Below are 25,198 nucleotides of genomic sequence, written 5' to 3'. Positions count from 1 at the left end.
TGGCGTCAAGCTGCAATACACTCTGACGGCGGGACCAGTTTCCCGCCGTTCTAAAAAGAATAGGGGCAATCCCCGTAATGAATGAAATTTTCACACTCTTGTCCTTTGGGGACATGGGCTGGGGCGATGAGATAGCACTTGGCGTTGTTATGACCGTCTCCCTTGCGTTGGCAAGCCTTCCCATTGGCTTGCTTTTGGGGTTTCTGCTGGCGCTTGCGAAGAAGTCCGAAGAGCCTTCTCTCCGCGCTGCAGCCAACATTTACACGACAATTTTTCGGGGACTTCCCGAGCTTCTAACCCTTTTCCTTGTCTATTACGGTGGTCAGATCCTCATTCAACAAGTGCTTGCACTGTTCGGGGAATTCTATTTTGAGGTGAACGCATTTCTGGCAGGGATGATTGCCCTGTCGCTTGTGTTTTCCTCCTACGCTTCCGAAGCTTTCCTTTCTGCCTTCCGCGCAATTAACAAAGGCCAGTATGAAGGCGCGAATGCGCTCGGTCTGGGATACGTGCAGACCATGCGCCTGGTTATCCTGCCGCAGCTCGTCCGTCTGTCCTTGCCTGCGCTGAGCAATCTGTGGCTCATCTTGCTGAAAGAGACTTCTCTGGTCTCCATTATCGGTCTGGCGGACATTATTCGCTATTCCAATATGGCAGCGCGAACCACCAAAGAACCGTTCCTGTTCTTTTCGGTTGCTTGCGTGATTTATCTCGTTCTGGCTGTGATCTCTTCCGGTGGCATTTCCCGCCTTGATGCATGGGCTAAACGCGGGGAGATCTCCAGATGAGTGATGCATCTATCGGCGCTCCGGGAAGCTACGTTCAATCTCAGGCCATTCAGGCAAAAGCCCCTCCTCCGTCTCCGACTTCCCGTCCGTGGACGCCAACGCGTGTTGTCGGCACCACTTGGCTGACACTTTGGATTGTCAGCGGACTGGGCATTGTATGGTTCCTGCTGAATTCAAACAGCGTTGCATTGGTGTTTGGCGGCGAAGGTCTGCTGCCGGTTTCTCTCACCCACAATGCGAAGTTCCTGACTAAGTATGGTGAGAAATTTGTTTCCGGCTTCATCATCACGCTGAAGCTTGTTGGCGTTTCCATGCTGCTGGGCGTTCTGCTCTCCATTCCGATGACCTTCATGCGGATGAGCAAGAACCGTGTTTTGGGCGGCATTGCGTATGGCTACGTCTACTTCTTCCGTGGCACACCGCTGCTGGCACAGGTGTTTCTGATTTATTACGGCGCGGGTACGTTCCGTGAGCCACTGGAATCCGTTGATATTTGGTGGTTCTTCCGGGATGCGTGGAACTGTGCTGTGCTTGCGTTCACGCTGAACACCGCTGCCTATCAGGTGGAAATCCTGCGAGGTTCCATTGAGAACATTGCCAGAGGACAGTGGGAAGCTGCGTCTGCGCTTGGTCTTCCGAAGTGGGTGACTTTCTGGAAAATTATTCTACCGCAGGCTCTGATCGTCTCTCTGCGCCCTTATGGTAACGAGATCATTTTGATGATCAAAGGCTCTGCGATTGTAGCGATCATCACCATCTACGATCTGATGGGTGAAACGCGTCGTGCGTTCTCACGGACCTATGATTTCCAGGCGTATGTTTGGGCTGCGATTGCTTATCTGGTGATGGTGGAGACATTGCGCCGGGCATGGGATCGCATTGAGGCTCGTTTGACGCGCCACCTAAAAAGATAAGCCAATAGGCAGAGATAAATACTTGAAAGCGCGGGTCCAAAAGCCTGCGCTTTTTTCATTGGTACACCTAAGGCTCGTTGCGTTCAGTAACGCTCACGCATCGCGCTCCCGCATCTTTGGTGGAGCGAATTCCTGTTGTTTGGTTGAATACAATAAAACGGAATGCGCGCTCGTGAATTTACGTGGTATCTGCTGGTGAAACTGGTAGTGTTGCTGCGCTCTGATTCAAGATTATAAGGATAGTCCGATGGCAAAGGTCGCGTTTATTGGTTTGGGTGTTATGGGATACCCAATGGCGGGTTTTCTGGCCTCACGTGGTGGGCATGACGTTACCGTTTACAACCGGACAACAGCCAAAGCAGAGGCATGGGCCAAAGAATACGATGGCTCCTTCGCTCTGACCCCTCAAGAGGCCGTTGAGGGCTGTGACGTTGTTTTTGCTTGTGTTGGCAACGACAACGACCTGCGCTCTGTCACGACTGGCGAGAACGGCGCATTTCACGGCATGAAGGCTGGCGCTATCTTCGTGGACCACACCACAGCTTCTGCTCAGGTGGCTCGCGAGCTGGATGAGGCAGCACGTGCGGGGGGATTTTCCTTCCTTGACGCGCCCGTCTCAGGTGGGCAGGCAGGTGCTGAGAATGGCGTTCTGACCGTTATGATTGGCGGTGAGGAAGACGTCTTCAATCGCGCAAAACCGTTCATCGATTGCTTTGCAAAGTTTGCCGGTTTGATGGGTCCTGTTGGCGCTGGCCAGCAGACCAAGATGGTCAATCAGATTTGCATTGCGGGTCTGGTGCAGGGTCTGTCTGAGGCAATTCATTTTGCGCAAAAGTCCGGCCTTGATGTTGAGAAAGCTATTTCAGCAGTGCGCGGCGGGGCGGCTCAGTCCTGGCAGATGGAGAACCGCTGGGAGACCATGCGTGACGGTGAGTTCGAGCATGGCTTTGCGGTGGACTGGATGCGCAAGGACCTGAAGATCTGTCTTGAAGCAGCTGATGAGGTTGGTGCACGCCTGCCGGTGACAGCACTGGTCGATCAGTTCTACTCAGAGGTTCAAGGCATGGGCGGTAATCGCTGGGATACCTCCAGCCTGATTGCCCGGTTGAACAACGCCGACAAGAAGTAAGAAAACACAAAGCCCCGATCAGATGACCGGGGCTTTTTTAGTTCTCAGCTTTGCCGAACAAGTCCTATGACATGTTCGCTTTTGGCTTTTCAGCGATGATGTAAGACAGTGGCAGTTCAGTTGTGTACTTGATCTGCTCCATCGCAAAGGACGTGGACACGTCTGCGATATTTACCTTTGCAATCAGTCGCTTATAGAAATCATCATAAGCATCAATGTCTGGCACGGCAACGCGCAGCAGGTAGTCTACCTGTCCGGCCATGCGGTAGAATTCCACCACTTCCGGGAACTCTCGGATGACATCTGCAAATTTGCGGAGCCAGTCATCGGTGTGTTCGTTGGTGGTGATGGCGACGAAGGCGGTGACTTTGGCGTTGACCTTCTTTGGGTCAAGCACTGCAACGCGGCGGGTGATGACGCCGTCTTCTTCCATCTTCTGGATACGGCGCCAGCATGGGGTGGTTGATAAGCCGACGCGGCGACCGATCTCAGCTACGGGAATGGTGCTGTCTTCTTGTAGAATGGACAGAATGCGACGGTCGATCCTATCGATCATATTATACCCCTATCTCCCACCGGAATTATTGTTTGGCGCAAAATCATTGCAGGAAGCATAAGGTCATGTGAAATGTTATTCCAGCTTCAAACAGCAAGATTTATGCAGGAATATAGGTTTTCGTTCTACGCATAATTAAATTCATGAAATTTATTTTCATCAAGATGGATTTTAGCGGGGACCAAAGAAAACCGTTCTCATATTTATAGGCACATAAAAAAAGAATCTCTCAAATCAGCTCAAAAGACGGCTTACTTCTTCTTTCAGGAGCGGAAGCAGCTCATTTTCGAACCAGGGATGCTTTTTTATGTGGGCATTGTTGCGCCAGGAAGGATGAGGGAGCGGGAGAACGCGAGGGCCGAGGCCTTGGGCATGGCGCTCGACTGTCCTGTCCCAGATTGATCGAAAATCAGCAATTGTTTCCCAGAGGCGTTTTTTGGTCAGCTCGGGCATGTGGTAGGCCTGTGCGTAGCCACCTATTGCCAGCAGTGTTTCAATCTGTGGCATATTGCTGAATATTTCTTGATGCCAGGTCTTCTTGCATTCCGGCCTCGGCGGCTTGTCGCCCCCTTTTGAGTCCAATCCCGGAAAACACAGCCCCATGGGGATAATTGCAAGTTTGGCGGGGTCGTAGAAGACTTCTTCACCTATACCCATCCAGTCGCGCAGGCGATCTCCCGATGGGTCTGTAAACGGTTTTCCAGAGGCATGGACGCGTGTTCCCGGTGCCTGACCGCATATGGCGATACGTGCTGTTGAGGACAGCACAACAACGGGCCTTGGCTCGTGAGGCAATGGCTGGCGGATGGGCTGCTCTACACAAACCCTGCACGCAGCAATGCGCTCTGTTAAGCGCTGGAGGTCTCTTTCATCACCTGAAGGGCTGCCTGCACGCCCGGGCGCTCTGTCATCTTTGCATACCATCTGCGCAGATTACCAAGTTCCTCAGGGACTTGCAGCTTAATTACGCGAGCAAAGTTGATTGCTGCGAACAAAGTGATGTCAGCGATTGAATACCGGTCACCGGCAACAAACTGATTGTCTGCCAGTTGCCTATCAAAAATGGCAAGTGTCTCCAGAACTTTAGGCCTGTTCGCCTCTCCCCATTCCTTGATCTGCGGCTGCTCCAGTGGAGCCATGGCCGGATTGGTGTGGCGAAATACCTGAGAAATCTGATTTAACAGCCTCAGATCAGCACGCCGGTTCCACATCTCAATCAGCGCTCTTTCCTTGGCCGTCTGGCCCAGCAAAGGCTTGAGTGGGTTCATTTCTTCTATGTAGCGACAGATGGCACAGCTTTCAGATATCGCTGTTCCATCCTCCAGCACGAGCACGGGCAATCGCTGAAACGGATTGATCGCTTTAAACTCATCTGCCTTCAATTCGCCATGCATGAAATCTACGTAGGCAGTGTTAACCTTAACGCCCTTCTCAGCAAGGAACAGAGTGACGCGAAAAGGGTTAGGTGCTTGCCTATGGCTATAAAGTTTCAACGGTGCCTCCCAACAACCACGAGCTGTTGCCCCTACAATCTAAAAGAGAATCTGTCCCAAAATGGGGCAAAAACCTAGCATTTTTTTGACCCTGTAAACCCAACATTAACCTTATGAATCAGAGCAATCTTAAGAGATCATGTTCATTCTGGTCAAAAGAGCAAGTATCCCGTCAATCTATTGGCACACAGAGGCCGAGAATACATGAACAACGGATCGTCGCAGAATAGTAAGGACAAAACAACTATTAATCGTGCCCGAGCAAATCGCCGGCGCGAGGTTGCACGTACCGTAACGGATGCTCGCGAACGTCTTGGCACCGTTGAGGGCGTGAGACCCAGTTTTGAAGCTGATCTTATTTTGATGTTCGTGAAGAACAGATTGTCCGTGGCCTACGCCATGCCGATGATCGCCATTGTGGCTGCGACCATCTCAAGTGTATGGCTTCCTGTGGAAGTGGCCGGAGGCTGGCTTGCCGCCATGCTGATCGCCCACTCCCTTATTCTTCTTTCTACAAAACGAATGGAAAAAAGCTTAGCTCAGGAAGGTGATCTGCGCTCAATTCGCAGAGAGCTTTTTGCTGGTGATATGCTCTATGGCATTGTTTGGGCTATCTTTTTTATCGGAAACCTGCAGTTCAACACGGATTACGGGTTTGGCGTTTTCCAGTTTGCGACCATGCTGATCGTCATTGCCATGGCGACCATGTTGTCGTCCCCTCTCCCCGGCGCTTTGCTGGCTGCCACCGCCCCGATTACGGGCGCACTGATCTTCAGCTTCTGGCAGTATGACAGCATGCCTCATTATGCGATGGGGATGATGGCGATTGGGGCGCAGCTGTTCTTTTATATCCTCAGCAAACAGTTGCATAACTCCGCTTTGACCTTGCTGGAATACCGCGCGGAGAAGGACCACCTGATCTCCGAAATGGAACAGGTGAATGCAATTTCTCAGGAAGCGCGGCGGCGGGCTGAGGAAGCGAACCTGGCTAAAACACGTTTTCTTGCGACAATGAGTCACGAATTACGCACACCTCTGAATGCGATTCTCGGGTTCTCTGAGGTGATGAAGGACGAAGTTCTTGGCCAGATGCATAATAAAACCTATCTGGATTACTCCAAGGATATCAATCAGTCTGGTGAGCATCTGCTCAATCTGATCAATGAGATTTTAGACCTGTCGCGCATTGAGGCAGGCCGCTATGAGTTGCAGGAGGAACCAGTCTGTCTGCGTGACGTGGCAGCGGCCTGCAAGCACATGATGCATATGCGGGCGGCGGCGAAGAACATCGAGATTCATGAGATCTACGAGAGTGGTCTGAGCAAAGTCTGGGCCGATGAAAAAGCCCTGCGCCAAATGGTGCTGAACCTTTTGACCAACGCCGTGAAGTTCACGCCTCCTGAGGGGGAAATCTCAATTCATGTGGGCATCGACAATTCAGGTGGTCAGTACATCAGTGTAAGCGATACAGGGACTGGTATTCCTGAGGAAGAGATCCCTGTGGTGCTGCAGGCTTTTGGTCAGGGCACGCAGGCCATTCAGGATGCGGAGCAAGGCACCGGCCTTGGCCTTTCCATTGTGCAAGCGCTTGCGCATATGCATGAGGGCGAGTTCAAGCTTGCCTCCAAACTGCGTGAAGGAACGCAGGCGACAATCTCATTGCCAGCCAAACGCGTGCTGAGCCATATCGACCCGATCCCGACACCAGACCCGAGTACACGCAAGGATAGAGAGCCCTTGCTTCGTGCAGGCTAAGGGTATACGTTCCTAATTTGTTCTAGGTGCGTATATTGGGGGATGTATGCTTCGTGGTTCATGCCATTGCGGTGCAGTTAAATTTGAATTTCGTGAAAATCCAGAATGGCTTACAGAGTGCAATTGCTCAGCCTGTCGTCGTTACGGCACTGTTTGGGCGCACGGGTCACCCAGGAATGTGAGCATTGAAAAAGCTCCTGATGCGACATTCACCTATATTTGGGGTGATAAGATGATCGCGTTCCATACCTGTAAAACCTGCGGAAACACCACTCACTGGTCCGATCTGGACGAGGATTATGACCGTATGGCAGTCAACACACGCCTTGTGCCAATTGAGGATGTGAAAGGCATCCCCATCCGTCATTTTGATGGCGCTGATACGGGGCAGTTTCTGGATTAAACCCATTCCCTTTTCATCGTGATCCTGCACCCTGCTTTGCTTTGGGTTTGCGGATCGACGCTTCTATTCATTTACCGGGAGAAACACATGTTACGTGGCTCATGCCATTGCGGTGCAGTTAAGTTTGAATTTCGTGAAAAACCAGAGTGGCTGACGGAGTGTAATTGCTCTGCCTGTCGTCGCTACGGCACCATCTGGGCGCATGGTTCGCCCAAGAACGTGAGTATTGAGAAAGAGCCGGACGCGACCTTTACGTATTTGTGGGGCGACAAGGGCCTTGAGTTCCATACCTGCAAAACGTGCGGAAACACCACGCACTGGGCGCCAGTTGATCCTGACGGGGATAAAATGGCGGTGAACACACGGCTGGTGCCTGCTGAGGATGTGAAAGACATCCGTGTGCGCCACTTTGATGGCGCGGATACATGGCGCTTTGTCGATTAGCGCAGCTCATCAAACCAACGTTTGCGTTGCTATGTGCGTTGGTTTGAAAGGAAAGCGTTTTTCCTGCGTTATTTGCTGAAATTGAAAAAGGCCGCCTCAACTCGTCTGAGTGAGGCGGCCTTTTTCAATTTATTCCCCTCCTCGGCGGAGGGGCTATTCTCAAATTAGTCCTGAGCTGCAACGCCTGCATCAGCGAAGGTCGCCATGCCTGCATGCGTTGCTGCTGCTGCTTTGATGATGCCAGCTGCGATGGCTGCACCGGAGCCTTCACCCAGACGCATGCCCAGATCCAGAAGAGGCTTGCCGCCCATCTCGGTCAGGGCGCGGCGGTGTGCAGGCTCAGCGGAGGCATGAGAGAACACACAGTGCTCCAGCGCAGTCTTGTCCATCTTGTAAAGAATGGCAGCTGCGGCGGAGGTGACGAAGCCATCAACAACGACAGGAACCTGCTGCATGCGCGCTGCAAGAATAACACCGGCCATTGCTGCGATTTCGCGGCCACCGATCCGGCGCAGAACTTCCAGAGGCTCAACTTTGCCCGGTCCGCCGATCCGCTGCACAGCTTGCTCAACAACAGCAATCTTGTTTTTCAGCGCATCACCCTGAACGCCAGTGCCCGGGCCAACCCACTCTTCTGCAGTGCCGCCGAACAGCGCGTAGAAGATGGCAGCGGCTACAGTGGTGTTTGCGATGCCCATTTCGCCAAGGCAGAGCAGATCCGTCCCGCCGGAGATCGCTTCCATGCCGAAGGCCATGGTCGCTGCGCACTCAGATTCTTCAAAAGCGTCTTCCTCGGAGATGTCCGGGGTTGGCATTTCGAGTGCCAGTTCGAACACTTTGAGGCCAAGGTCATACGCAATGCAAAGCTGGTTTACGGCTGCGCCGCCTGCAGCAAAGTTGGAGACCATCTGCGCGGTCACTTCTTTCGGGAAAGCAGAAACGCCTTTGTCAGCAACGCCATGGTTTGCGGCAAACACAGCAACCAGTGGGCGGGTGACTTTTGGCATTGGCATGCCCTGCCAGGCTGCCAGCCATTCCACCAGCTCTTCCAGACGGCCCAAAGAGCCTTGAGGCTTCGTCAACTGCGCATCGCGTTTCTTCACCGCCTCAATCGCTTCAAGGCTTGGACCGGGCATTGCACCCACCAGGTTTCTGATATCATCGAATGGCAGTGCAGACGTTGCAAGAGACATACGCTTCTCCGAACTTAAAGCAGTTCTCATTCAGGTTGGATCAGTTGAACTGCTTTAGCTTTTGTTTCCGCGCACCTTTGATCCGAAAACCGGTTTCCACTTTTCGGAGATGCACATTAGTTGACCCGCAAAATGAATTTTTGCGCCTTGTTGTTTGCGCAGATCTATAAGCCACTGGAGGCAGAATACAAATGAGACTTATCAACTATTTGTGGTTTCCACGGCTTTGCAAACTACAAATTGTTGATTTAGAGCTTGCGCATTCATGCGCCATGCTCTGAAATCTTTGTGTTTGAGCGAATTCTTATCATTTGATTGAAATAATCAAATGGAACGCGCTTTAACTGAATTCAGAAGCTCTTGATGCCTGTTTCATTTCTGTGAGAACCATCATGTCCGACGACAAACATTCAGAAGATTCTCTTCCCACACCTTCCTCCATTTTGGCCGAGGTGGCGGAACTGGTGCGCTTCTTCTCCCGCATTCCTCTGCCGAAACTTGGGAGCTGGGATGATTTGAGCACAGCACCGGATTTTCGTATGCGCGCACGCAGCATTCCGCTAGCGGGTATTGTCATTTCACTGCCAAGCATGCTGGTGTTGCTCATACTCTCCCAAAGTGCTCTGTCGCCTGCCATTATTGCGCTGCTTGCGGTTGCTGTGGCGGCGGCTGTGCAGGGCTGCCTGCATGAAGACGGCCTTTCTGATGTGGTTGACGGGTTCTTTGGAGGTCATACGGCTGAGCGGCGGCTTGAGATCATGAAAGACAGCCGTATTGGGGCTTTTGGCACAGTGGCACTTGTGCTTTCCCTGAGCCTGCGCTGGCTGCTGCTTTCCATGTTGCTGGAGAGATTTGGCGGCATGGGCGCGGCGCTTGGCTATCTGGCAGCGGAAACGACTGGCCGGGTTGGCATGATCTGGATCTGGAACACGATGCCGCCTGCTTATCATGGCGGACTATCCACCCGCTTTGGCATCCCCCAAAACAGTGCTGTCTCCTGGGCCGCGGGCTTTGCCTTGCCACTGCTGATCATAAGCTTGTTCTACCTCAGCTTCTGGCAGGTGGCGTTTGGGGCAGCATTCAGCTTTGTGGTGGTCGGTGCCTTGGCAAAACTGTCTCTGGCAAAAATCAAGGGCATCACTGGTGATGTTTTGGGGGCTGCGCAACAAGTTGGTTCACTGGGCTTCCTGCTGGGCGTCCTTGCTGTTTAGAGCCTGCTGCGTGTGCTTGCCTGAAAACCGGAGCAGCGCTTTTAAGAAACCATCATTGTGCAATCTTTTGCTAGCATTTTAGCTTTATTCTACGCGCATTGATTGCCTAGAACACGTTTGACTTACTGATTGAACCTTACGGGCTCGGAGAAATCATGAAGCTTTCTTTTGCTTGCGCACTGTCTGCATTAAAACGCGCTGCCACTGTTGCACTGGCCGCTGCCGTCCTTGCTGGTTGTGCCTCCCGGCCCGGACCAGATGCCTTGCGTGTTTCTTTAGAGGAAGCGCCGGGAACCAGAGAAGTCAGCATGCTCATCGCCACCACACGCGCACGCTCTGACGTTCCTCACCAACTTTACTCTTCAGGACGCTCTGAAGGCGTGGACTTTGGGTCGGCGACCATCTCCATTCCGCCAACCCATAAACCGGGCCGGATTGCATGGCCGTCTTCCTCTCCGGGCGACCCGAACACTGATTTTGTGGTGCGCCAAGCCTCTTACATTGATGGCAATGCCGCCTTTCAGAAAGAGATAAACCGCGAGCTTGCAGCGCGCTCCGGGAAAGAGCGTGAGGCAGTGCTGTTTATTCATGGGTACAACACCCGCTTTTCTGAAGGTGTTTTCAGACTGGCGCAAATGGCAGCTGATGCAAAAGCAAACCGCTTGCCCATTTTGTTCACCTGGGCCTCAGCGGGTTATCTCACAGACTATATTTATGATACTAACAGTGTTGCCATTGCGCGAGATGGACTGGAGAAAGTCCTCATTGATCTGACCAATTCCAATGCGCAGCGTATCACCATTGTGGCTCATTCTCTTGGAAACCTGCTGCTTCTGGAGACCTTGAGGCAAATGGAGCTTCAGGGTAAAGGGCTTTTGAAGAATAAAAAAGTCACCGTTGTCATGGCATCTCCTGACATCGATATTGATGTTTTCGAAACAATGATTACCTCTCTTGGGTACAGAGCAAACCCTGTTTTCGTTCTGGTCTCGCGTGATGACCGGGCACTGCGCTTCTCTCGCAGGCTTGCGGGTGGTAAAGCGCGTGTTGGTGATGTGGAAGACGATGAAAGGCTGACCAAACTTGGCATTGTTGTTATTGATCTGACAGAGGTTGAGTCACAAGATTCGATCAACCATGACAAGTATGCGCAGCTTGCTCAGTTTGGCCCTCAACTCGTCAAAGCGCTTGAACAGGGCAAGCAGAACAGAAACAAACAAGGTATTGGCGGGCGCCTTGGCAATGCCGGACGCAGCTTTACCGAGTTCCTTGGCCACACAGCCAAGATTGTGGTGAGCACACCCGGATCAGTTTCAACGCGCCCTTAAGACGCGCGTTGGAGCCCCAGCGATTTTGTAGGACTTTATTTTGTCAGTCACTTTAGAACCACCTGCCAGCCCTTGTTTAAAACTGTGTAAGCTGGATGAAGACCGGAGGATGTGCGTGAGCTGTTGGCGCCTTTTGAGTGAGATCGCCGGATGGGGGTCCCTCTCCGCACAAGCTCAACATGATGTGCTGGCAAAGCTCCCTGCCCGGAAAGCCAGATTTCTCACGGTAACACAGGAGGATGTACAATGCGCTGGACGATAGGCCTTGTCATCCTTATTGGCGCAATGGTGATTGGCGTTGCGACTGGTTACCTTGGAACACCTGAGTTTTTGGGCGACAAATTTCAGGAGGACGGGCCGCGCCTCGTTGCCCTGCTCGCCATGGGAATTGTGATTGGGATGGGCGTGCTCATCCGCCGTCCAAAATTCCGCGAAGTTTTTGGCGCAGTCGTCTTCTGGGGTGGTTTGGCTCTGCTGCTGATTATCGGCTACTCGTACCGCTATGAGCTGATGACCGTTCGTGACCGTGTGATGTCCGAGCTGTTCCCCGGCTCCATCTCGCAAACAGCAAGCGGCGAACTGGTGATTTCTCGCGGCATCAACCATCAGTTTTTCATTGATGCGCAGGTGGATGGCACCTCTGTCGATATGCTGGTGGATACAGGTGCCTCCCATATCACCCTGTCTTATGGCGATGCCCGCCGGGTTGGCATCGATACGCAGAACCTGTCCTTCACAACACCGGTTTCGACTGCCAACGGCATGGGTTTTGTGGCCCGTGTGCGCTTGCAGGACATGCAGATTGGAGACTGGGACCTAAACGATGTGCCTGCCTTTGTGGCGCAAGAGGAGATGCTCTCCACCAGCTTGTTGGGCATGAGCGCCCTGAACACATTTGCCAGCTGGCGCGTGGAAGGCAATCAGCTGATCCTGAAGGCTCGCTAAACAATCATCTGATGTCAGATAAAAGAAAGCCGCCGACATTGCTGTCAGCGGCTTTTCATGTTTCTACGAGAGGCTGGCTTACAGCAGGCTGATAGTAAACCGGGCGCAAGCGATGAGCAGGAAGACACCGAACGCGACTTCCAGCTTGCGCTTTGGCAGATTGTGCGCGAAGTGCGCGCCCAGTGGGGCCACGTAGATTGTGATTGGAATGATCAGCGCCACGGCCAGCAGGTTGATGTAGCCAACAGAGAACGGTGGAAGATTGGGAGCCCCCCAACCTGCGGCGACCATGCCAAAGACCGCCGGAATGGAAATCAGCACTCCAACACCGGAGGATGTTGCAACAGCCTGATGGATCGGACGGCCAAACAAGGTCATGAAGGTGTTGTTCATAACGCCGCCGCCGATGCCCATGAGCGTTGAGAAGAAGCCGATCAGCACACCAATGAGCGCACGCACCGGATTGCCCGGAATATCGTTGCCCAGCTTCCAGCTTTCACGGTTGAACAGCATGCGCATGGCGACCACGAACGCGATCACAGCAAAGATGCCCTTGAGCGTATCCCCTGAAACGAGCGCAGCAACATAAGATGCCAGCAGTACGCCAATAGGCACCGGAATAATCCAGCTTTTCAGCAAGGACAGATCCACAGCGCCCTTCTTTTTATGCGCGAAGAAGGACCGTAGAGACGTTGGGACGATCACTCCCAGAGAGGATGCCACCGAGATGTGGACCACGACGTCAGGATCAACGCCCACTTCCGTTAAAATGGTCACGAGAACCGGCACAAGGATCGCGCCGCCTCCGATACCAAACAATCCTGCCAGAAAACCTGCTAGTGCGCCGGAGGCAACCAATGCCGCTCCGAAACCCAGCATAGACGCTGTAATCATGTCCATGCTGCCCCTCCTCAATTCCAAACAAATTTTTCTACACGTACCCTTGTCCGAAAACTAGCGTCCATTCTTCGGGAATACGCATCCCTCAAGCGCACTCTTGTCCGAAAACCGGTAGCCACTTTTCGGGAGTGCGCTTTAAATCAATGCGGCCTCTTTTTGCTCGCGTGCTTCGCGCATTACACTTTGATGGTGTAATACGGCGGCCAATGCATCTTCCAGCACCTCAATGCCAGCGCCTGTCTTGTTTGCATCCACCGTCATGATACGGCGGAAATGACGAGCACCAGGAACGCCTTGGTATGTTCCTAAAATATGGCGGGTGATTGACGCCAGCTTTGTGCCAGCGCTCAGTTCATCCTCAATATAACTGCGGTAAAGGTCCATCGCCTCAACAGGAGAGATTGCAGCAGTTTCTTTTCCGTAGACCACGCGGTCCACTTCAGCCAGCAACATCGGGTTTTGATAGGCTGCGCGGCCCATCATGACGCCGTCCAGCATTTCCAAATGCGCTGAGGTCTCTTCCAATGTGGCTACACCGCCGTTGACGCCGATAAACACGTCCGGCAAGCGCTGCTTCAGGCGATAGACAAGGTCATAATCCAGCGGCGGCACATCGCGGTTTTCCTTCGGGCTCAGGCCTTTCAGCCAGGCCTTGCGGGCATGCACCCACAGTGCGTCCGTGCCAGCTGCGATGACTTTATCTGCCAGCGCATTCAGCGCTTCCTCCGGCTCCTGAGCATCCACCCCAATGCGGCATTTGGTGGTGACGGGAATAGACACAACATCCTTCATGGCAGCAATGCCTTCCGCTACCAATTCAGGTTCCAGCATGAGGCAGGCACCAAACTTGCCGGACTGTACCCGGTCAGACGGGCAACCCACGTTGAGGTTGACCTCATCGTAGCCCCAATCTTCCACCATCTTGGCGCACTCGGCAAGCGCTTTGGGATCAGAGCCCCCCAACTGGCAGGCAACTGGTTGCTCATCTTTAGAAAACCGAAGATGACGGTCCCTGTCGCCATGGATCAAAGCGCCAGTAGTGACCATCTCAGTATAGAGCAGCGAGTTCTTGGAAAGGACACGATGAAATGCACGACAATGCCTATCCGTCCAGTCAAGCATCGGCGCGACTGCAAAGACAGACTGATTGATATCATAGAGTTTTTTTGTTTTTTCAATCATTTAGCATTCCTAGAACTCTATCGAATTCGTACCGTTTCTGTCCGTTATTGACTATCGCGTCCCTTCTGGTACGAATAATTCGTACTCGAAAAGGGCGGTTCGTACCGATGGGCACTATAGTCTCAAAACCACGCAAAGATGGCAGTATCTCACATTGCGCGCAGATACTCATCAAGCGAAAAGGCAAAATTGTCCATCGAGAAAGCAAGGTCTTCTCCCGCAAGAGGGCAGCCCAAGCATGGCTCAACAAACGAGAGACCGAATTATCGCTTCCAGGTGGGCTAGAACAAGCCCAAAAACCCTCGAAGACTTTAGGGGAGGTAATAAAGCGATATATCGAAGATCACAACAAAAACATTGGCCGCACAAAGTCTCAGGTTCTGGAGACTATTCGAGAGCAACATGCGATCGCAGACCTGGACTGCACTGAGATCCGGTCCGAGCACATCGTTGAGTTTGCAAAACAGCTTTCTCAAAACGTCCAGCCGCAAACAGTTGGCAATTATCTCTCCCATCTTTCAGCGGTGTTTTCCATTGCACGCGCTGCATGGGGCTTCCCTCTCGACAAGCAAGTCATGAAAGACGCTCACATTGTGTGCAAGCGCCTTGGTATCACGTCAAAGTCCAAGCAGCGGGAGCGCCGACCGTCACTGGATGAGTTGGACAAGCTGCTAAAGCACTTTTGCCTGAGCCAAACAAAATATCCCGGCAGCACTCCTATGCAGCAGATTATCCCGTTTGCTCTTTTTTCTACGCGCCGTCTTGATGAGATTTGCAGACTAACGTGGGCTGACTTCGACAAAGAGCACAAGCGCATCTGGGTGAGAGACATGAAGCATCCAGGCGAGAAGATCGGAAACGATGTTCTGGTTGACCTGCCAGACCGAGCAATCTCCTTCCTTGAAAATCAAGGTGAAGTTGACGAGAAGATCTTCCCTTACAACCCGAGAACCATCTCAACGACCTTCACGAGAGCCTGCAAGGTGCTTGGCATTGAGGATCTGCACTTTCACGATCTCAGGCATGAAGGCATTTCGATCTTGTTTGAGAGCGGCCTAACCATCCCTCACGTCGCAGCTGTTTCTGGCCACAGGAGTTGGACCTCATTGAAGCGTTACGCTCACATTCAAAGCAAGGCAGATAAATATGAGGATTGGGATTGGTTGAATAAGCTGCAGATGAGCTCGGAAAATTCAGCAGAAGAAGCCTATGACAGCAGCAACTCGCTGGTATAACTTGGCGGCGGACCGCAAACTCTAATTAACGCCCTGTTAGCCAGCTCCACAGGGGCTGGCTCACGATCATTCCTTGTCCTCGTCATTCCGGATGACAATAAAAGGAGTGAAACATGTCTCAATCAAAAACCAAAAAACACATGGCACTTGGCGTGGTAACCGGACTTATTATGATGGCCACAGCAGGCACCGGAATGGCAAATAGTACCTCAGGTGTTCTGGTCTTTGACTCGATCTGTGAGGACCGCCTTCCCGCGGGGATTTTTGAGTTGGCTTGGCTGAGCAGAACAAGAGGCAAGCAAAACATTTATCATATGGATACTGAGGGTAAAGTATCTGCGTTGACACGTGATGCTCCCACTTCCGATAAAATCGAGGACCTGCGCGTTACTGAGCACGGAAGTTGTAAGTCCGTTGGACCGATGTCATCCGAAGAATTTGCTAATAATCTCACAGCTAGTTTTGATCCTGACAAGCTTTCTACAGTCGATCTTGCGACATGTAATGGCGGCAGCTTAAATATTGACTCTCCTGCTCGGGTTCTCTCCAGGAAACTAGGTAAGCAAGCAAGGGTCATGGGTTGGAATGAGCTCGTTAGCCTTACCGGAAATGGCAGCTATGAACTGGCAGAGCAGCAGTTTGGAACTGCAACCAGCAACGTTCACGATAAGTGGGAGCAAGCGCAGACGGAGATCGATAAAAAAATTATTAGTAGTTGGGGCTCTTTCAGCAAAGCTAAGTACACCCAAACCAAATGCAAGGCTGCTTTGAAAGAAGCTATAGAGAACCCGGATGAAAGTGATTTTATGAGCTTTATTCGAGGAACTGTGAACTATTACACCACCGCCAAAGCTATGGGGGAAAAATACCATTTCCTTCTTGGTTCTTTCTTTGAGCTGCAACCAGGGCGGACAGTTTGCGGTAGCGTTGTGTTGAACATCACAGGAGAAGAATGCGTCTCAGCCAGATAACCCCACCACCCCAATAGGTGATGAGGCCACTCCACTACCCCACATAACGTTCCACTAGCGAGAGGGGCAGGATGACTGCTCTTCTTTGCTTGCCGTCGATCATGATGGCGTTTTGGGATTGGCAGGCGGCGGGGAGTTTTTGCAAGGCTAGTTTCCAGTTGCCGTGCCATTGGGTGAGGCGGAAGACCTCCCACAGGTAGTCGTGATCGTAGGCGATGGCGACGCCATCCGGGTAGGCATGGGGGCGCAGTTTGAGGCCCAGTTGTTCCATGCGGCGGGCGCCGACGTCATCTGCCAGGGCGAAGGCCAGGGCAATGCGGACGGAGAGGTTTTTGCCGCAGGTGAAGTTGATCAGGTGCGTCAGGCAGCCATCGGGATCATCGGCGGCGGTGCCGGCCACCTGATTGACGCCCTCGCTTGCGATATCCGGCAGGCCGAGCCTGTCCCACAGCTGCATGGCAGCCTCGCGGCCATAGATGTAGCGCGCTTCTTTGAGCAGATTGGCGCGGGCGTTCATTTCGTTGACGAGCAGCACCTGCTTTGCATCTGGCCCTTGCTGCTTTTGCGGTGTGGGGCCCATGGAGTAGGTGCCGGACTGGCGCAGCGCGGGCAGCACTTCTGCCGTCACCCATTTTTTGAACTTTTTGGCCGCTGGCTTGCGGGATTCAAAAATGAGCGAGTAGAGGCCGCTCTCATTCACCGCAGTAAATTGCCGTTTACCCGCGCTCGTGTCATTTGAAATGACGCGTATGTCATCGCTGTCAAGTTTGGTGACGGCTTGCCGACTGTTCTTGATCTCCAGCACGGTGCAGACATCTTTGGCGATGAACCAGAACAGGCCGTCCACCGCCAATGTACGCAGGCTGTGATCTTCAAAGTCGAAGATGGTGAGCGCGCTCATGCCTGCCCTCCCCGGTTCAGCTTACTGATGTTGCTTTCCATGACATCCAGCTCTTTGATGAGATCGCTGTGACGCTCGGAGAGTTCATCCTGCAAGGCAACAGCTGCATTCCACAGCGGGCTTGGGCTGGAGATTTCGTTAGAGACATGCCCCAGAGCCTGAAACAGCCCCTCGATGCGCGCTGCAAGGCTCTGCAGTGCCGAATGGCTGGAGGAAAGGGCTTGAAGCGAGGTATTCCGGGAAAATTCTGTCATGACTAATTCCCTTGTGTATGGATTTAGTCTGGTCGACACCTGCGAAAATGGCGGCCAGACGCCACGGGTTCGCAGACCGGCACACAAGGAAACCGGCAGGCATAAAGCCTCCCATAACGCCTGACCATATGCGCAACAAAAAACGCGCTCAAAAGCGGTTTTCTGGCGCGTCGACGCCTTGTGTGTTTCATTCAGGCTGCGAAACCCGGCTCACCACTTTGAAGTGAGCTTGGACAGGTTGACGGAGGATGGGAAGGTTGTCAAGGGAGGTGGGAATAAGTGCAATAAAGCTAAAAATTTATCACTTTTACAAAATGAGAAGTCTGCTAGCGTCTTTGCAACTATAAGGAGATGCGATTCATGGACACTATTTTAAGTATTGAAAATATAGGTGTTGTTCTTGCCATTGGCATTGCATTCACTGTAGCAGTCGTACTTGTAATCAAATTTTCGTTTTCCTCCAACAAGGCAGGAAAAGATGGATATCTCGTCGACCAATCGGGTGCAAGCTCTCAGGGTGATCTGGTCGGAAGAGACAAGATTACACACGAAAAAGATCAAGAAGACGCATAATTTATGAGCCCAATTGCGATCAACCAACATGGTGCACAAGCAGGCCAAGACCTAGTTGGACGTGATAAAAACACAGTGAACAAAATTACCTACAATATTGGTAGTGTTCTTAGTACAGTCACAGACCCACTAATTGCTCGTCTATGCAATGAACTGCAAAACGCCGTTGATGACGATGCAACGATTGCAGACATCGTCGAAAATTTAAGTATTTACAAAAGAAAACGAGATGCAAAAGATGGTGTTGTTGGTTTGGAGCAAAAACTGAACCGATCAGACAGAGAATATCTTTTAGAAGATGCTCTTGAGCAAAAGCAACTTTTTATCGAGCTACTCAATAAGTGGTCACTATATGCATCAGCTCAGGAAATTTTCGCGCACTTGCTTGCAACAGCCAAACGGAATTTTACTACGCAGGTATACTCTCATGTAGGGACCGCAAATAATACTATTATCGACAAGCTAACTGACGAGCATGTTGTAAAAGTGACAGTGCAAATGGGTTCAGATATTCCTTTATTTACAATCAATACAGACATTGCATTAGGTCTTTTGTACTGGCTCGCCGAGCAGTGCTTGATAAAGTGGCACAAATGACGCAACTCACTTACCAACCTTCTCAAGACACGTATCACACTGCATTTCGTATCATGCGACTAAATCAATCTTGTTGGTCGCAAGAGCCTTTACATTTTGACGCTCTGCGAATTTTGGACTTCTTTCTACTGTTTCCCTTTTTCATCTCTGAAATTCGAGTTCAACGAAAACACACCTCTTATAAGAAGTTAGGGAAAAAATACTCAGATGCTAGGCCGTTTGGTCATCTGCCGGAAAAACGCACGCTGCTTAATAAGATGAATGTAATTCATTTGTCAGCAATTGAAACTTTATCGAAGGCCGGAATTGTAGATGCCAAGGTTTGGACGTCTGAAAAGGCAATTGTTCAAAACGCTGATATTCCATCCCCGCTTCAAGAACGCATAAATGCAACGAATATAGATCAAAGTGATCTAATTGAGTTTCTAGGTGTCTTAGCGTCAGATTACCCACTATTGGGGAAAGATGGATTGAAAGACCGCAGTGCACTTATGGAATATAGATATGACTCGGTTTGATCCTAGCATAAAGCTAAACCGCTTATTGGTTCAGAAAGATGACCGTTTTGTTTACGATGAAGAGTTTCACAGCGGTGTAAACATTATTCGGGGTGACAACTCATCCGGCAAATCGACCGTTTTAAACTTCATATTTTATGTTCTCGGCGGTGATGTTGCACAATGGAGTGAAACTGCTCTGTTATGTACCAGCGTAATCGCAGAAGTTGAGTTTAATGGAATTGTCGCAACCTTAAGGCGGTTTGTTTCTCCCAAAAATGGGCAGCCCATGGAGATTTTTGGAGGGCCTTGGGAGAAGGCTAAAACTGCAGGTATGGCATCTTGGAAGAGGTACCCCTACGCGAGAACTCAATCACTTGAAAGCTTCTCTCAAGCCTTATTTCGTTTGCTTGATATACCTGAGGCAATCAGCGATAGCACAGGCAATCTGACGATGCATCAGATAATGCGTCTGCTTTATGCCGACCAATTAAGCCCCGTTGAAAGTCTCTTCTTGTTCGATAAAAGATGGGATACCCCAACCATTCGAGATGCTGTGGGCAGGTTGCTATGCGGTGTAAAGGAAGCTGACCTTTATGCTAATGAACTCAAAATTAGGTCTCTTCAGAAAAACCAAACAATTCTTCATGGGGAACATGACAGCCTTGTTTTGGCATTAGGTGTCAGTGCTGAAAATCTAACCATTGAGTGGGTTGATCTTCAAAAAGAGAGCACATCAAAGGATTACCACCAGCTTCAACTTGTTATCGATACCAAACTTATCGAAGTAAACACCGATGCAACAAGTCAAATCTATACACTTGACGCTCAAAATAAAGCCTATAACGAAACCAAGAAAGCAATGGCGCTGCTCACAGATAAGCAGGCTGAGATTGATAATCTAACTCTAAGTATCGTAGACACGCAAAAATTCATTTCTGATTTAGAGGCAAAATTAAAAGCCTTAAAAGACTCGGCACTGACTGCTGAAGTAATTGGAGACGTAACATTTCAGACCTGCCCAGCTTGCTATCAGCCGTTAGAAAAACAACCGATCGCCCATGCTTGCCATCTATGTAAACAGCCTTTCGAAAACAAAGATGTGCTTTATCAAATAGCTGAGTTGATAAATGAAACTTCGTTACAGATTAAGCAAGCCGCTGTTGTGCAGCAAAACCGAGAGAAGAAGTACTCCACACTAAGCAGGGAAATAAATGAACTCAAAGTGATGTGGAGTACACATAAGACAGAACTAGAGCAAATTAAACGTTCGCCGACCACAGTAGGACAGGATGAACTTCGAGAGTTGTATACGAGGGTTGGCTACTTACAGAAGGAAATTGAGGAGTACGATCGGCTAGCAGGAGCCGTCAAGAAAGTTGAAGAACTAAAAGAAAAGCTCTCCGAGATAGCATCACAAATAACGGACCTAACGAACCAAAATAGAGCAATCCAAAGACAGCAGCAAAATCGAATTTCAATTGCTTACACAGAAATTGGTGACGAGATAAAGACTCTGTTGCGAAATGATTTGAATCGCCAACATGGTTTTGAAAACCCTGAGATAATTGACTTTGATTTTGGCGCAAACACTATCCGAGTTGATAATAAATCTTACTTTTCTGCAAGTTCTAGGGTGATCTTAAAGACGAGTTTTTTCATAGGTTTCTTAGCTGCAGCCCTGAAGAAGAGTTTCTTCAATCATCCAAGATTTTGTATAATCGATACGATTGAAGATAAGGGAATGGAACCTACTAGGAGCCAGAATTTTCAGCGGGAAATTGTTCGCGTTTCAGAAACATCTGGGGTCGAAAATCAGGTTATTTTTGCAACTGCAATGATCGATCCAAGTTTGAACAATGAAAAGTATTGTGTCGGAAAACACGCTACCCGGAGTAACTACACTCTCGATATTCTTTAGATAGCTTTTCTCGTGATCAATGCCTCAAGAAACCGCAGCCGAACCTAGTTGGCTGCGGCCTATAGCAAGACTACTTGAGCCTCAGGACATTGATGTGATCAAGTTCGCTTTGAGGATTGTCATCACAGGCGAGCGAGACATACCATTTGCCGTCATGGGGCTTCATGGAAATGGTTCTTTGGCTGACGCCGGATGACTTATCCGCCCTCACTTCACTGCAATCAACAATAGTCAGATATTGCGTGTCCCCTGTGGTGTGAAGCACCGTATCTTCCGCAACCACCATCACATGTCCGGTATCATCAGCCGTCTCAGGGTCTTCAGAGTTCTAGTTCTTCTCCCGCAATTGCTTTCGTTTGAGCTGAATATCCAGAAACCGGAGCCAGACCACGAAGGCGGCGCCGAGCACGGTTAGCAGAATAATCGCGGCCTGCAGGAGCGGTTCTGCATAGCCCTCCCAGATGTTGGCGATCCAGGCAGAGCCTAAGGCTGCTGCGGTAGAAATCTCGTTGCGGGTGATCATGCAGCCCTCTCCTCAAAACAAAAGAAAACCCGGCATCGTGTGAGGCCGGGTTGAAGCGTCTTTTCCTGTGCCGGGCTTAGTTGTCCAGACACCACGGCGCTGCTTTGGTGCCGCCGTCGTAAGTCACCGCATGGCCGTTCTGGATGAGCAGTGCACCCAGATCCCGCCCATCATTCAGGGCCAGTTTGCCCACGGCACGGCCCGCGTATTTGCCAAGCTTCACCCCGGTCAGCAGCAAGGTGTCATCCGGCTTTACATGGGCCTTCACAAACTCGGTTGCTTTGACGCCCAGTTGCTTCTCATGGGTCTTGATATGCGCCGGGACATTTGCCGCCTTACCGCCATAGAGTGCGGTGCAGCCGGTGCTGCGTTTTTCCGGCGTATCAATGCCCTCCAACCGCACATCCACACGCTTGAAGTCCATGGGCCAGACCTCCACAAACACGCGCAGCGTATCGGCATCAATGACTTTAATTGTCCTGGCGGTGTAGGGCCCGGGCAGCGTCCGGCTCTTGGCCAGTCCCTGCTCCGCGCCCGCCCAGATCGTCAGGCACAGCACTGCTGTCAGAAGATGTTTCATGGTGACCTCTTAAGGTTTGGCAGGCCGGTTGCTGCCATGTGTCGATGACGCACACAGCCCGTCGCAGGACCTGATAATGCGCTGTGATCTGTCGCAGCTTTGCGTGCCGCGGCAGGGTTTCCAGCTCCTGAGCCACAGCGACGGAGTACGTCAGGCTGTAGGGGTGGAGCGTTGGAGTGGGAAAGCGCCAGTCATACCCAGCGGGCTGTGTTGGCGGGGGCGGATCAGAGCCCGTGCTTGCGCAGGCGCTCAGGCACATCATCAGGGCTATCATCCAGCAGCTCGCGATTGGCCGCAGCCTCTGCCTCTCTGGCCCGCTGCTCAAAGTCATGATGCTCCTCCGTCTTATTGAGCCGATCGGTGCGGTTTTGCGCACGCTTTTGGTCAAGACGGCTGAACAGCGCCTCAACCATGGCTTTGAGTAAGACACGCAGCAGCTGGCTCATGTGCTGCCCTGCCCGGTCGCGCGATCGCCCTGCTGGATTTTCTGCAAGGTTCTGGGCCCCACGCGTCCAGAGACAAATTCGGCCAGATCATCCGGCTGCAGCTTGAAATGACGAATGGCATCGGGGGCTTTTCTGGTGGCGTAGCCCGCAACCTCGGCCACGAGCTGGGACCGGGAGTGGATGCGCATGGAGGCCCGGTTGCCCTCATAGGCATCTGTCAGCATCTGCCGCAGTTTGGAAACGACAATCTCCTCCAGAGTTTTGCGGTGGCGTTCATCCAGCGATACACCCAGGTATCGATGCAGCAATCGCGCCGCCCATGCCAGAGCTGCCGAGACAAGCGCCCCCAGCAGAGCGATGAGCGTGGGCATTACAGCCTCTGCCAGTGGCGCAAGGTCGATGGTGTAACTGCCCTCATCAGCAGCCAGCGCAGTGCTGGCAAAGCTCAGGGCGGCAAAGCAAAGGGCGCACAGGCCCATTGCAAGGGAAATGATCCGTTGCATCAAAGAGGTTCCTTTTATGAGTGAGGTGTGGCCGTCAGGTATTGTCCCAGGTGGCGTTGGTGCCACGTCCGTCCACATGGATGAAACTGCGGTAAAGGCCGAGGCCACCGACAAACACGCCGCGATCGCGCTGGATGCTGAGCCAGTCAAAACAAGCTCGCGGGGTGATGCCCGGGCAGCTCAGATCCAGCGCGGCAAACTTCAGGTGCTGGCTGCGGGAAGCTCCGCCAATGGCCGCGTTGTAGGCCGCAGAGCGGTAGGCAGAGAGAATGATAACCGGGCGTCCGAAGTGTTCTCTCATTCTATCAGCCATGGTGATGGCGGGGATAATGTTGGGCCAGAGCTCCGCAGGCGGATCTGCGTTGAGGCCGTAACCAGAATGCCGGGGTGTTTCATGCGCTTTCCCCTTGCTCAGCAGCTCGCGAGGCGAGAAATGGCGCAGGTTGAGGCCCTCGCAGAAGGCGGCAAAGCCCTCCACGCTCTCTAGTTCAGTGATGTTCACGGGAATTACTCCAATAAAAAACCCGCCTCGGAGGGCGGGTGGATGAGTTGCGAAATGCGCAACCAGGAGCTGAATGTCTCTGCAAAATGCAGTATAAGGAGAGTGTGGTGATGGGGATGGATTGGCCATCCCCGCCACAAAGGAGAAAAGCATATGAAGTTACAGCTTCTCGCAATTCTCCTTCAGATTATCGTGGCCCTGATGCTCTTAGTGAACATCATACACCACTGGTAACCTGAAGCCGGTAGGCCCTCTCTGACACAGAGGGTCTACTTGGCTTACAATATAGGAGCACAATCATGTCAACGCAAGATAAACTGGCAATCGCCTCTATCGGCCTTTCCATCGTGATCCTAATTCTGATTGGCATCAACTACGGTTGGTTTTCCTGAAAGCTAAAGCTGTTTATTCAAACCTGGTAGCCTGAGAATGCTATTCTTTGCCGGTCAAGCAGTGTCGCTTCTCGCTTTAGCCTTGCCTTCAATTTCGGTCAGTAATCCACCGCCTTTGGAGTAACTGTGGGTGACGCCTTCTGCGATAAACTCCAACCCGTCTACACCAGGACGCACACCGGCATAGGTGAACGGTTGCCCGGCCAGAAAATCAGGTCTGCCCTCAATTGAAACTGTTGTGGTCACCTCACCGCGCAGCAGCTCTTTGGCACGTGCCTTAGCAGCCTCTCTTGCCTCGCCTTCAGAACTGAAGGTCTCACGGATCTTGTAGGTGCCTTTCCCGTTCTTATCGCCCTGTGCCTCAACACCAACACGGCGAGCTTTGTTCGGGTCCTGATAGTACGCCTTAATCGTCTTGTACCGGCCACGATCTCCAAACCGCACGCGGCACGACCCTTCAATGATCTGGGTTTGCGAGATAGTTTGAACAGGAAGTTCCTTTCCACTCGCACTTTTACCGGTTCCTTTTTCGGCAAAAACCAGCCGGCCATCTTTGATAGCAAACAGCGCACCATGGCGACGCGCAAGCCGTTCAAGCAAGTGCATGTCCGATTCACTTTGCTGACCGAGCCACTCATAAACGTGGGCAGCAACTGCATCATCAATGACAGGCTTTAGTCCGTGCTCACCAGCTATCTGCTTCACAATGTCTTTGACGGACTTATTGTCAAAATGGCGTTCTTTCTGGGTCTTCAGGTCTTCCGTTACATCCGCGCCTTGTCCTGGCACATTGAGGAGATACGGCAGGCACTGCACCTCAATTTCGCTGGCCGTATATTCGCCTTTGTACACCAGACCACTGGTGGCGTACCCCATCCAAACCTTGATCTTAGCTTTCGGCTTTGGCAGGGCGACAAAGGGAGGACCATCCTCCAGTTCCAGATCAACGGTATCTGATCGCGTACCTTCACGGTCCACCACACGGATGGAAATCAAGCGCTCCAGGAACAGCCCTGAAACGGGTTTGCCGTCGATAGAGACTTTTACGATTGGCCGCATTGT

At 51.7% G+C, this 25,198-nt stretch carries 33 protein-coding genes; 17 read left to right on the top strand and 16 right to left on the bottom strand.

Features of this window, described 5'->3' with window-relative positions; all coding sequences use genetic code 11:
• Positions 1 to 77 precede the first annotated feature (77 nt).
• From PsW64_RS11890 to PsW64_RS11880, 3 genes are all read left to right on the top strand, one after another.
• A complete protein-coding gene (locus PsW64_RS11890) occupies positions 78 to 788 on the top strand; it encodes an ABC transporter permease (RefSeq protein WP_057465985.1) in 711 nt (236 codons plus the stop codon).
• Positions 785 to 1,702, top strand: coding sequence for an ABC transporter permease (locus PsW64_RS11885; protein WP_063303744.1), 918 nt, complete (start codon positions 785 to 787; stop codon positions 1,700 to 1,702). Before PsW64_RS11890 ends, PsW64_RS11885 begins: the two co-directional genes overlap by 4 nt.
• A 247-nt stretch (positions 1,703 to 1,949) precedes the next feature.
• Positions 1,950 to 2,831 (top strand): NAD(P)-dependent oxidoreductase, encoded by an 882-nt coding sequence (locus PsW64_RS11880; protein WP_063303743.1) that lies wholly within the window; start codon positions 1,950 to 1,952, stop codon positions 2,829 to 2,831.
• 64 nt (positions 2,832 to 2,895) lie between these two features.
• Here the strand turns inward: PsW64_RS11880 and PsW64_RS11875 are convergent, their stop codons facing one another.
• The 3 genes from PsW64_RS11875 to PsW64_RS11865 all read right to left on the bottom strand — a co-directional run bounded on the left by PsW64_RS11875 (position 2,896) and on the right by PsW64_RS11865 (position 4,880).
• Positions 2,896 to 3,387, bottom strand: coding sequence for an Lrp/AsnC family transcriptional regulator (locus PsW64_RS11875; RefSeq protein ID WP_057465982.1), 492 nt, complete (start codon positions 3,385 to 3,387; stop codon positions 2,896 to 2,898).
• A gap of 234 nt (positions 3,388 to 3,621) precedes the next feature.
• Positions 3,622 to 4,155, bottom strand: a complete 534-nt coding sequence (locus PsW64_RS11870; RefSeq protein WP_082831097.1) for a uracil-DNA glycosylase family protein — start codon at positions 4,153 to 4,155, stop codon at positions 3,622 to 3,624.
• 80 nt (positions 4,156 to 4,235) lie between these two features.
• Positions 4,236 to 4,880, bottom strand: a complete 645-nt coding sequence (locus PsW64_RS11865) for a glutathione S-transferase (RefSeq protein WP_082597167.1) — start codon at positions 4,878 to 4,880, stop codon at positions 4,236 to 4,238.
• A 204-nt stretch (positions 4,881 to 5,084) separates the two neighbouring features.
• Between PsW64_RS11865 and PsW64_RS11860 the strand changes: the two genes are divergently transcribed.
• The 3 genes from PsW64_RS11860 (at position 5,085) to PsW64_RS27905 (ending at position 7,482) form a co-directional block, all read left to right on the top strand.
• Complete coding sequence (locus tag PsW64_RS11860) at positions 5,085 to 6,635, top strand: sensor histidine kinase (protein ID WP_275078087.1); 1,551 nt, start codon at positions 5,085 to 5,087, stop codon at positions 6,633 to 6,635.
• 46 nt (positions 6,636 to 6,681) lie between these two features.
• The gene (locus PsW64_RS28440) at positions 6,682 to 7,038 is read left to right on the top strand and encodes a GFA family protein (RefSeq protein ID WP_208980738.1); all 357 of its coding nucleotides are present in this window, start codon (positions 6,682 to 6,684) and stop codon (positions 7,036 to 7,038) included.
• An 87-nt stretch (positions 7,039 to 7,125) separates the two neighbouring features.
• Positions 7,126 to 7,482, top strand: a complete 357-nt coding sequence (locus tag PsW64_RS27905) for a GFA family protein (protein WP_208860398.1) — start codon at positions 7,126 to 7,128, stop codon at positions 7,480 to 7,482.
• A gap of 164 nt (positions 7,483 to 7,646) precedes the next feature.
• Here the strand turns inward: PsW64_RS27905 and cobT are convergent, their stop codons facing one another.
• Positions 7,647 to 8,675, bottom strand: a complete 1,029-nt coding sequence (cobT, locus tag PsW64_RS11845) for a nicotinate-nucleotide--dimethylbenzimidazole phosphoribosyltransferase (RefSeq protein WP_063293179.1) — start codon at positions 8,673 to 8,675, stop codon at positions 7,647 to 7,649.
• 392 nt (positions 8,676 to 9,067) lie between these two features.
• Here cobT and PsW64_RS11840 point away from each other — a divergent pair, with 392 nt between their 5' ends.
• The 4 genes from PsW64_RS11840 (at position 9,068) to PsW64_RS11830 (ending at position 12,159) form a co-directional block, all read left to right on the top strand.
• Entirely contained in the window at positions 9,068 to 9,886 is an 819-nt protein-coding gene (locus tag PsW64_RS11840; protein ID WP_063303741.1) for an adenosylcobinamide-GDP ribazoletransferase, read from the top strand.
• Between the two features lie 155 nt (positions 9,887 to 10,041).
• Positions 10,042 to 11,214, top strand: a complete 1,173-nt coding sequence (locus PsW64_RS11835; protein WP_063303740.1) for an alpha/beta hydrolase — start codon at positions 10,042 to 10,044, stop codon at positions 11,212 to 11,214.
• Between the two features lie 40 nt (positions 11,215 to 11,254).
• The gene (locus PsW64_RS27110) at positions 11,255 to 11,476 is read left to right on the top strand and encodes a DUF1289 domain-containing protein (protein WP_275078086.1); all 222 of its coding nucleotides are present in this window, start codon (positions 11,255 to 11,257) and stop codon (positions 11,474 to 11,476) included.
• Complete coding sequence (locus PsW64_RS11830; protein WP_063288306.1) at positions 11,461 to 12,159, top strand: retropepsin-like aspartic protease family protein; 699 nt, start codon at positions 11,461 to 11,463, stop codon at positions 12,157 to 12,159. The genes PsW64_RS27110 and PsW64_RS11830 overlap by 16 nt, the downstream gene beginning before the upstream one ends.
• Before the next feature lie 78 nt (positions 12,160 to 12,237).
• Here the strand turns inward: PsW64_RS11830 and PsW64_RS11825 are convergent, their stop codons facing one another.
• A complete protein-coding gene (locus PsW64_RS11825) occupies positions 12,238 to 13,059 on the bottom strand; it encodes a sulfite exporter TauE/SafE family protein (protein ID WP_063303739.1) in 822 nt (273 codons plus the stop codon).
• 135 nt (positions 13,060 to 13,194) lie between these two features.
• Positions 13,195 to 14,241, bottom strand: a complete 1,047-nt coding sequence (gene dusA, locus PsW64_RS11820) for a tRNA dihydrouridine(20/20a) synthase DusA (protein WP_063303738.1) — start codon at positions 14,239 to 14,241, stop codon at positions 13,195 to 13,197.
• A 107-nt stretch (positions 14,242 to 14,348) separates the two neighbouring features.
• On the opposite strand from dusA, the gene PsW64_RS11815 reads away from it, so the two are divergent.
• A complete protein-coding gene (locus tag PsW64_RS11815) occupies positions 14,349 to 15,476 on the top strand; it encodes an integrase (protein ID WP_063303737.1) in 1,128 nt (375 codons plus the stop codon).
• A gap of 113 nt (positions 15,477 to 15,589) precedes the next feature.
• Positions 15,590 to 16,447 carry a hypothetical protein gene (locus PsW64_RS11810; protein ID WP_153042365.1) on the top strand — a complete coding sequence of 286 codons (858 nt, stop codon included), beginning with the start codon at positions 15,590 to 15,592 and terminating at the stop codon, positions 16,445 to 16,447.
• Positions 16,448 to 16,481: 34 nt separating this feature from the next.
• On the opposite strand, the gene PsW64_RS11805 is transcribed toward PsW64_RS11810, so the two are convergent.
• Positions 16,482 to 17,348, bottom strand: coding sequence for a BRO-N domain-containing protein (locus PsW64_RS11805; protein ID WP_063303735.1), 867 nt, complete (start codon positions 17,346 to 17,348; stop codon positions 16,482 to 16,484).
• Positions 17,345 to 17,602, bottom strand: coding sequence for a hypothetical protein (locus PsW64_RS11800; protein ID WP_063303734.1), 258 nt, complete (start codon positions 17,600 to 17,602; stop codon positions 17,345 to 17,347). Before PsW64_RS11800 ends, PsW64_RS11805 begins: the two co-directional genes overlap by 4 nt.
• Between PsW64_RS11800 and PsW64_RS28340 the strand changes: the two genes are divergently transcribed.
• From PsW64_RS28340 to PsW64_RS11780, 5 genes are all read left to right on the top strand, one after another.
• On the top strand, positions 17,601 to 17,726 hold the full coding sequence (locus PsW64_RS28340) for a hypothetical protein (protein ID WP_256387153.1): 126 nt from the start codon (positions 17,601 to 17,603) through the stop codon (positions 17,724 to 17,726). The two genes, PsW64_RS11800 and PsW64_RS28340, sit on opposite strands and share 2 nt — an antisense overlap.
• Before the next feature lie 236 nt (positions 17,727 to 17,962).
• Positions 17,963 to 18,175 carry a hypothetical protein gene (locus tag PsW64_RS11795; protein ID WP_153042364.1) on the top strand — a complete coding sequence of 71 codons (213 nt, stop codon included), beginning with the start codon at positions 17,963 to 17,965 and terminating at the stop codon, positions 18,173 to 18,175.
• 3 nt (positions 18,176 to 18,178) lie between these two features.
• The gene (locus tag PsW64_RS11790; RefSeq protein WP_063303732.1) at positions 18,179 to 18,772 is read left to right on the top strand and encodes an ABC-three component system protein; all 594 of its coding nucleotides are present in this window, start codon (positions 18,179 to 18,181) and stop codon (positions 18,770 to 18,772) included.
• Positions 18,769 to 19,290, top strand: a complete 522-nt coding sequence (locus tag PsW64_RS11785; protein ID WP_063303731.1) for an ABC-three component system middle component 5 — start codon at positions 18,769 to 18,771, stop codon at positions 19,288 to 19,290. Before PsW64_RS11790 ends, PsW64_RS11785 begins: the two co-directional genes overlap by 4 nt.
• Entirely contained in the window at positions 19,277 to 21,190 is a 1,914-nt protein-coding gene (locus PsW64_RS11780) for an AAA family ATPase (protein WP_063303730.1), read from the top strand. Before PsW64_RS11785 ends, PsW64_RS11780 begins: the two co-directional genes overlap by 14 nt.
• A gap of 70 nt (positions 21,191 to 21,260) precedes the next feature.
• Here PsW64_RS11780 and PsW64_RS11775 read toward each other — a convergent pair whose 3' ends face one another.
• The 8 genes from PsW64_RS11775 to PsW64_RS11745 form a co-directional block, all read right to left on the bottom strand.
• Complete coding sequence (locus PsW64_RS11775) at positions 21,261 to 21,476, bottom strand: hypothetical protein (RefSeq protein ID WP_063303729.1); 216 nt, start codon at positions 21,474 to 21,476, stop codon at positions 21,261 to 21,263.
• Between the two features lie 42 nt (positions 21,477 to 21,518).
• The gene (locus tag PsW64_RS11770; protein ID WP_063288283.1) at positions 21,519 to 21,713 is read right to left on the bottom strand and encodes a hypothetical protein; all 195 of its coding nucleotides are present in this window, start codon (positions 21,711 to 21,713) and stop codon (positions 21,519 to 21,521) included.
• Positions 21,714 to 21,789: 76 nt separating this feature from the next.
• Positions 21,790 to 22,137 carry a thermonuclease family protein gene (locus tag PsW64_RS11765; RefSeq protein ID WP_193757792.1) on the bottom strand — a complete coding sequence of 116 codons (348 nt, stop codon included), beginning with the start codon at positions 22,135 to 22,137 and terminating at the stop codon, positions 21,790 to 21,792.
• A gap of 46 nt (positions 22,138 to 22,183) precedes the next feature.
• Entirely contained in the window at positions 22,184 to 22,555 is a 372-nt protein-coding gene (locus PsW64_RS27600; protein ID WP_193757791.1) for a hypothetical protein, read from the bottom strand.
• A complete protein-coding gene (locus tag PsW64_RS11760; protein WP_063303727.1) occupies positions 22,518 to 22,739 on the bottom strand; it encodes a hypothetical protein in 222 nt (73 codons plus the stop codon). The genes PsW64_RS27600 and PsW64_RS11760 overlap by 38 nt, the downstream gene beginning before the upstream one ends.
• Positions 22,736 to 23,242: a hypothetical protein gene (locus PsW64_RS11755; RefSeq protein WP_063303726.1), complete on the bottom strand. Its 507-nt coding sequence runs from the start codon at positions 23,240 to 23,242 to the stop codon at positions 22,736 to 22,738. The genes PsW64_RS11760 and PsW64_RS11755 overlap by 4 nt, the downstream gene beginning before the upstream one ends.
• A gap of 34 nt (positions 23,243 to 23,276) precedes the next feature.
• Positions 23,277 to 23,543 (bottom strand): D-Ala-D-Ala carboxypeptidase family metallohydrolase, encoded by a 267-nt coding sequence (locus PsW64_RS28435; protein WP_446737468.1) that lies wholly within the window; start codon positions 23,541 to 23,543, stop codon positions 23,277 to 23,279.
• A 647-nt stretch (positions 23,544 to 24,190) separates the two neighbouring features.
• Positions 24,191 to 25,195 (bottom strand): phage late control D family protein, encoded by a 1,005-nt coding sequence (locus tag PsW64_RS11745; RefSeq protein ID WP_063303724.1) that lies wholly within the window; start codon positions 25,193 to 25,195, stop codon positions 24,191 to 24,193.
• Positions 25,196 to 25,198 lie beyond the last annotated feature (3 nt).

Source organism: Pseudovibrio sp. W64, from assembly GCF_001623145.1.
GTDB lineage: Bacteria > Pseudomonadota > Alphaproteobacteria > Rhizobiales > Stappiaceae > Pseudovibrio.
Note: the sequence above shows the minus strand (reverse complement) of the source record. Positions and strands in the feature narration are given on the sequence as shown.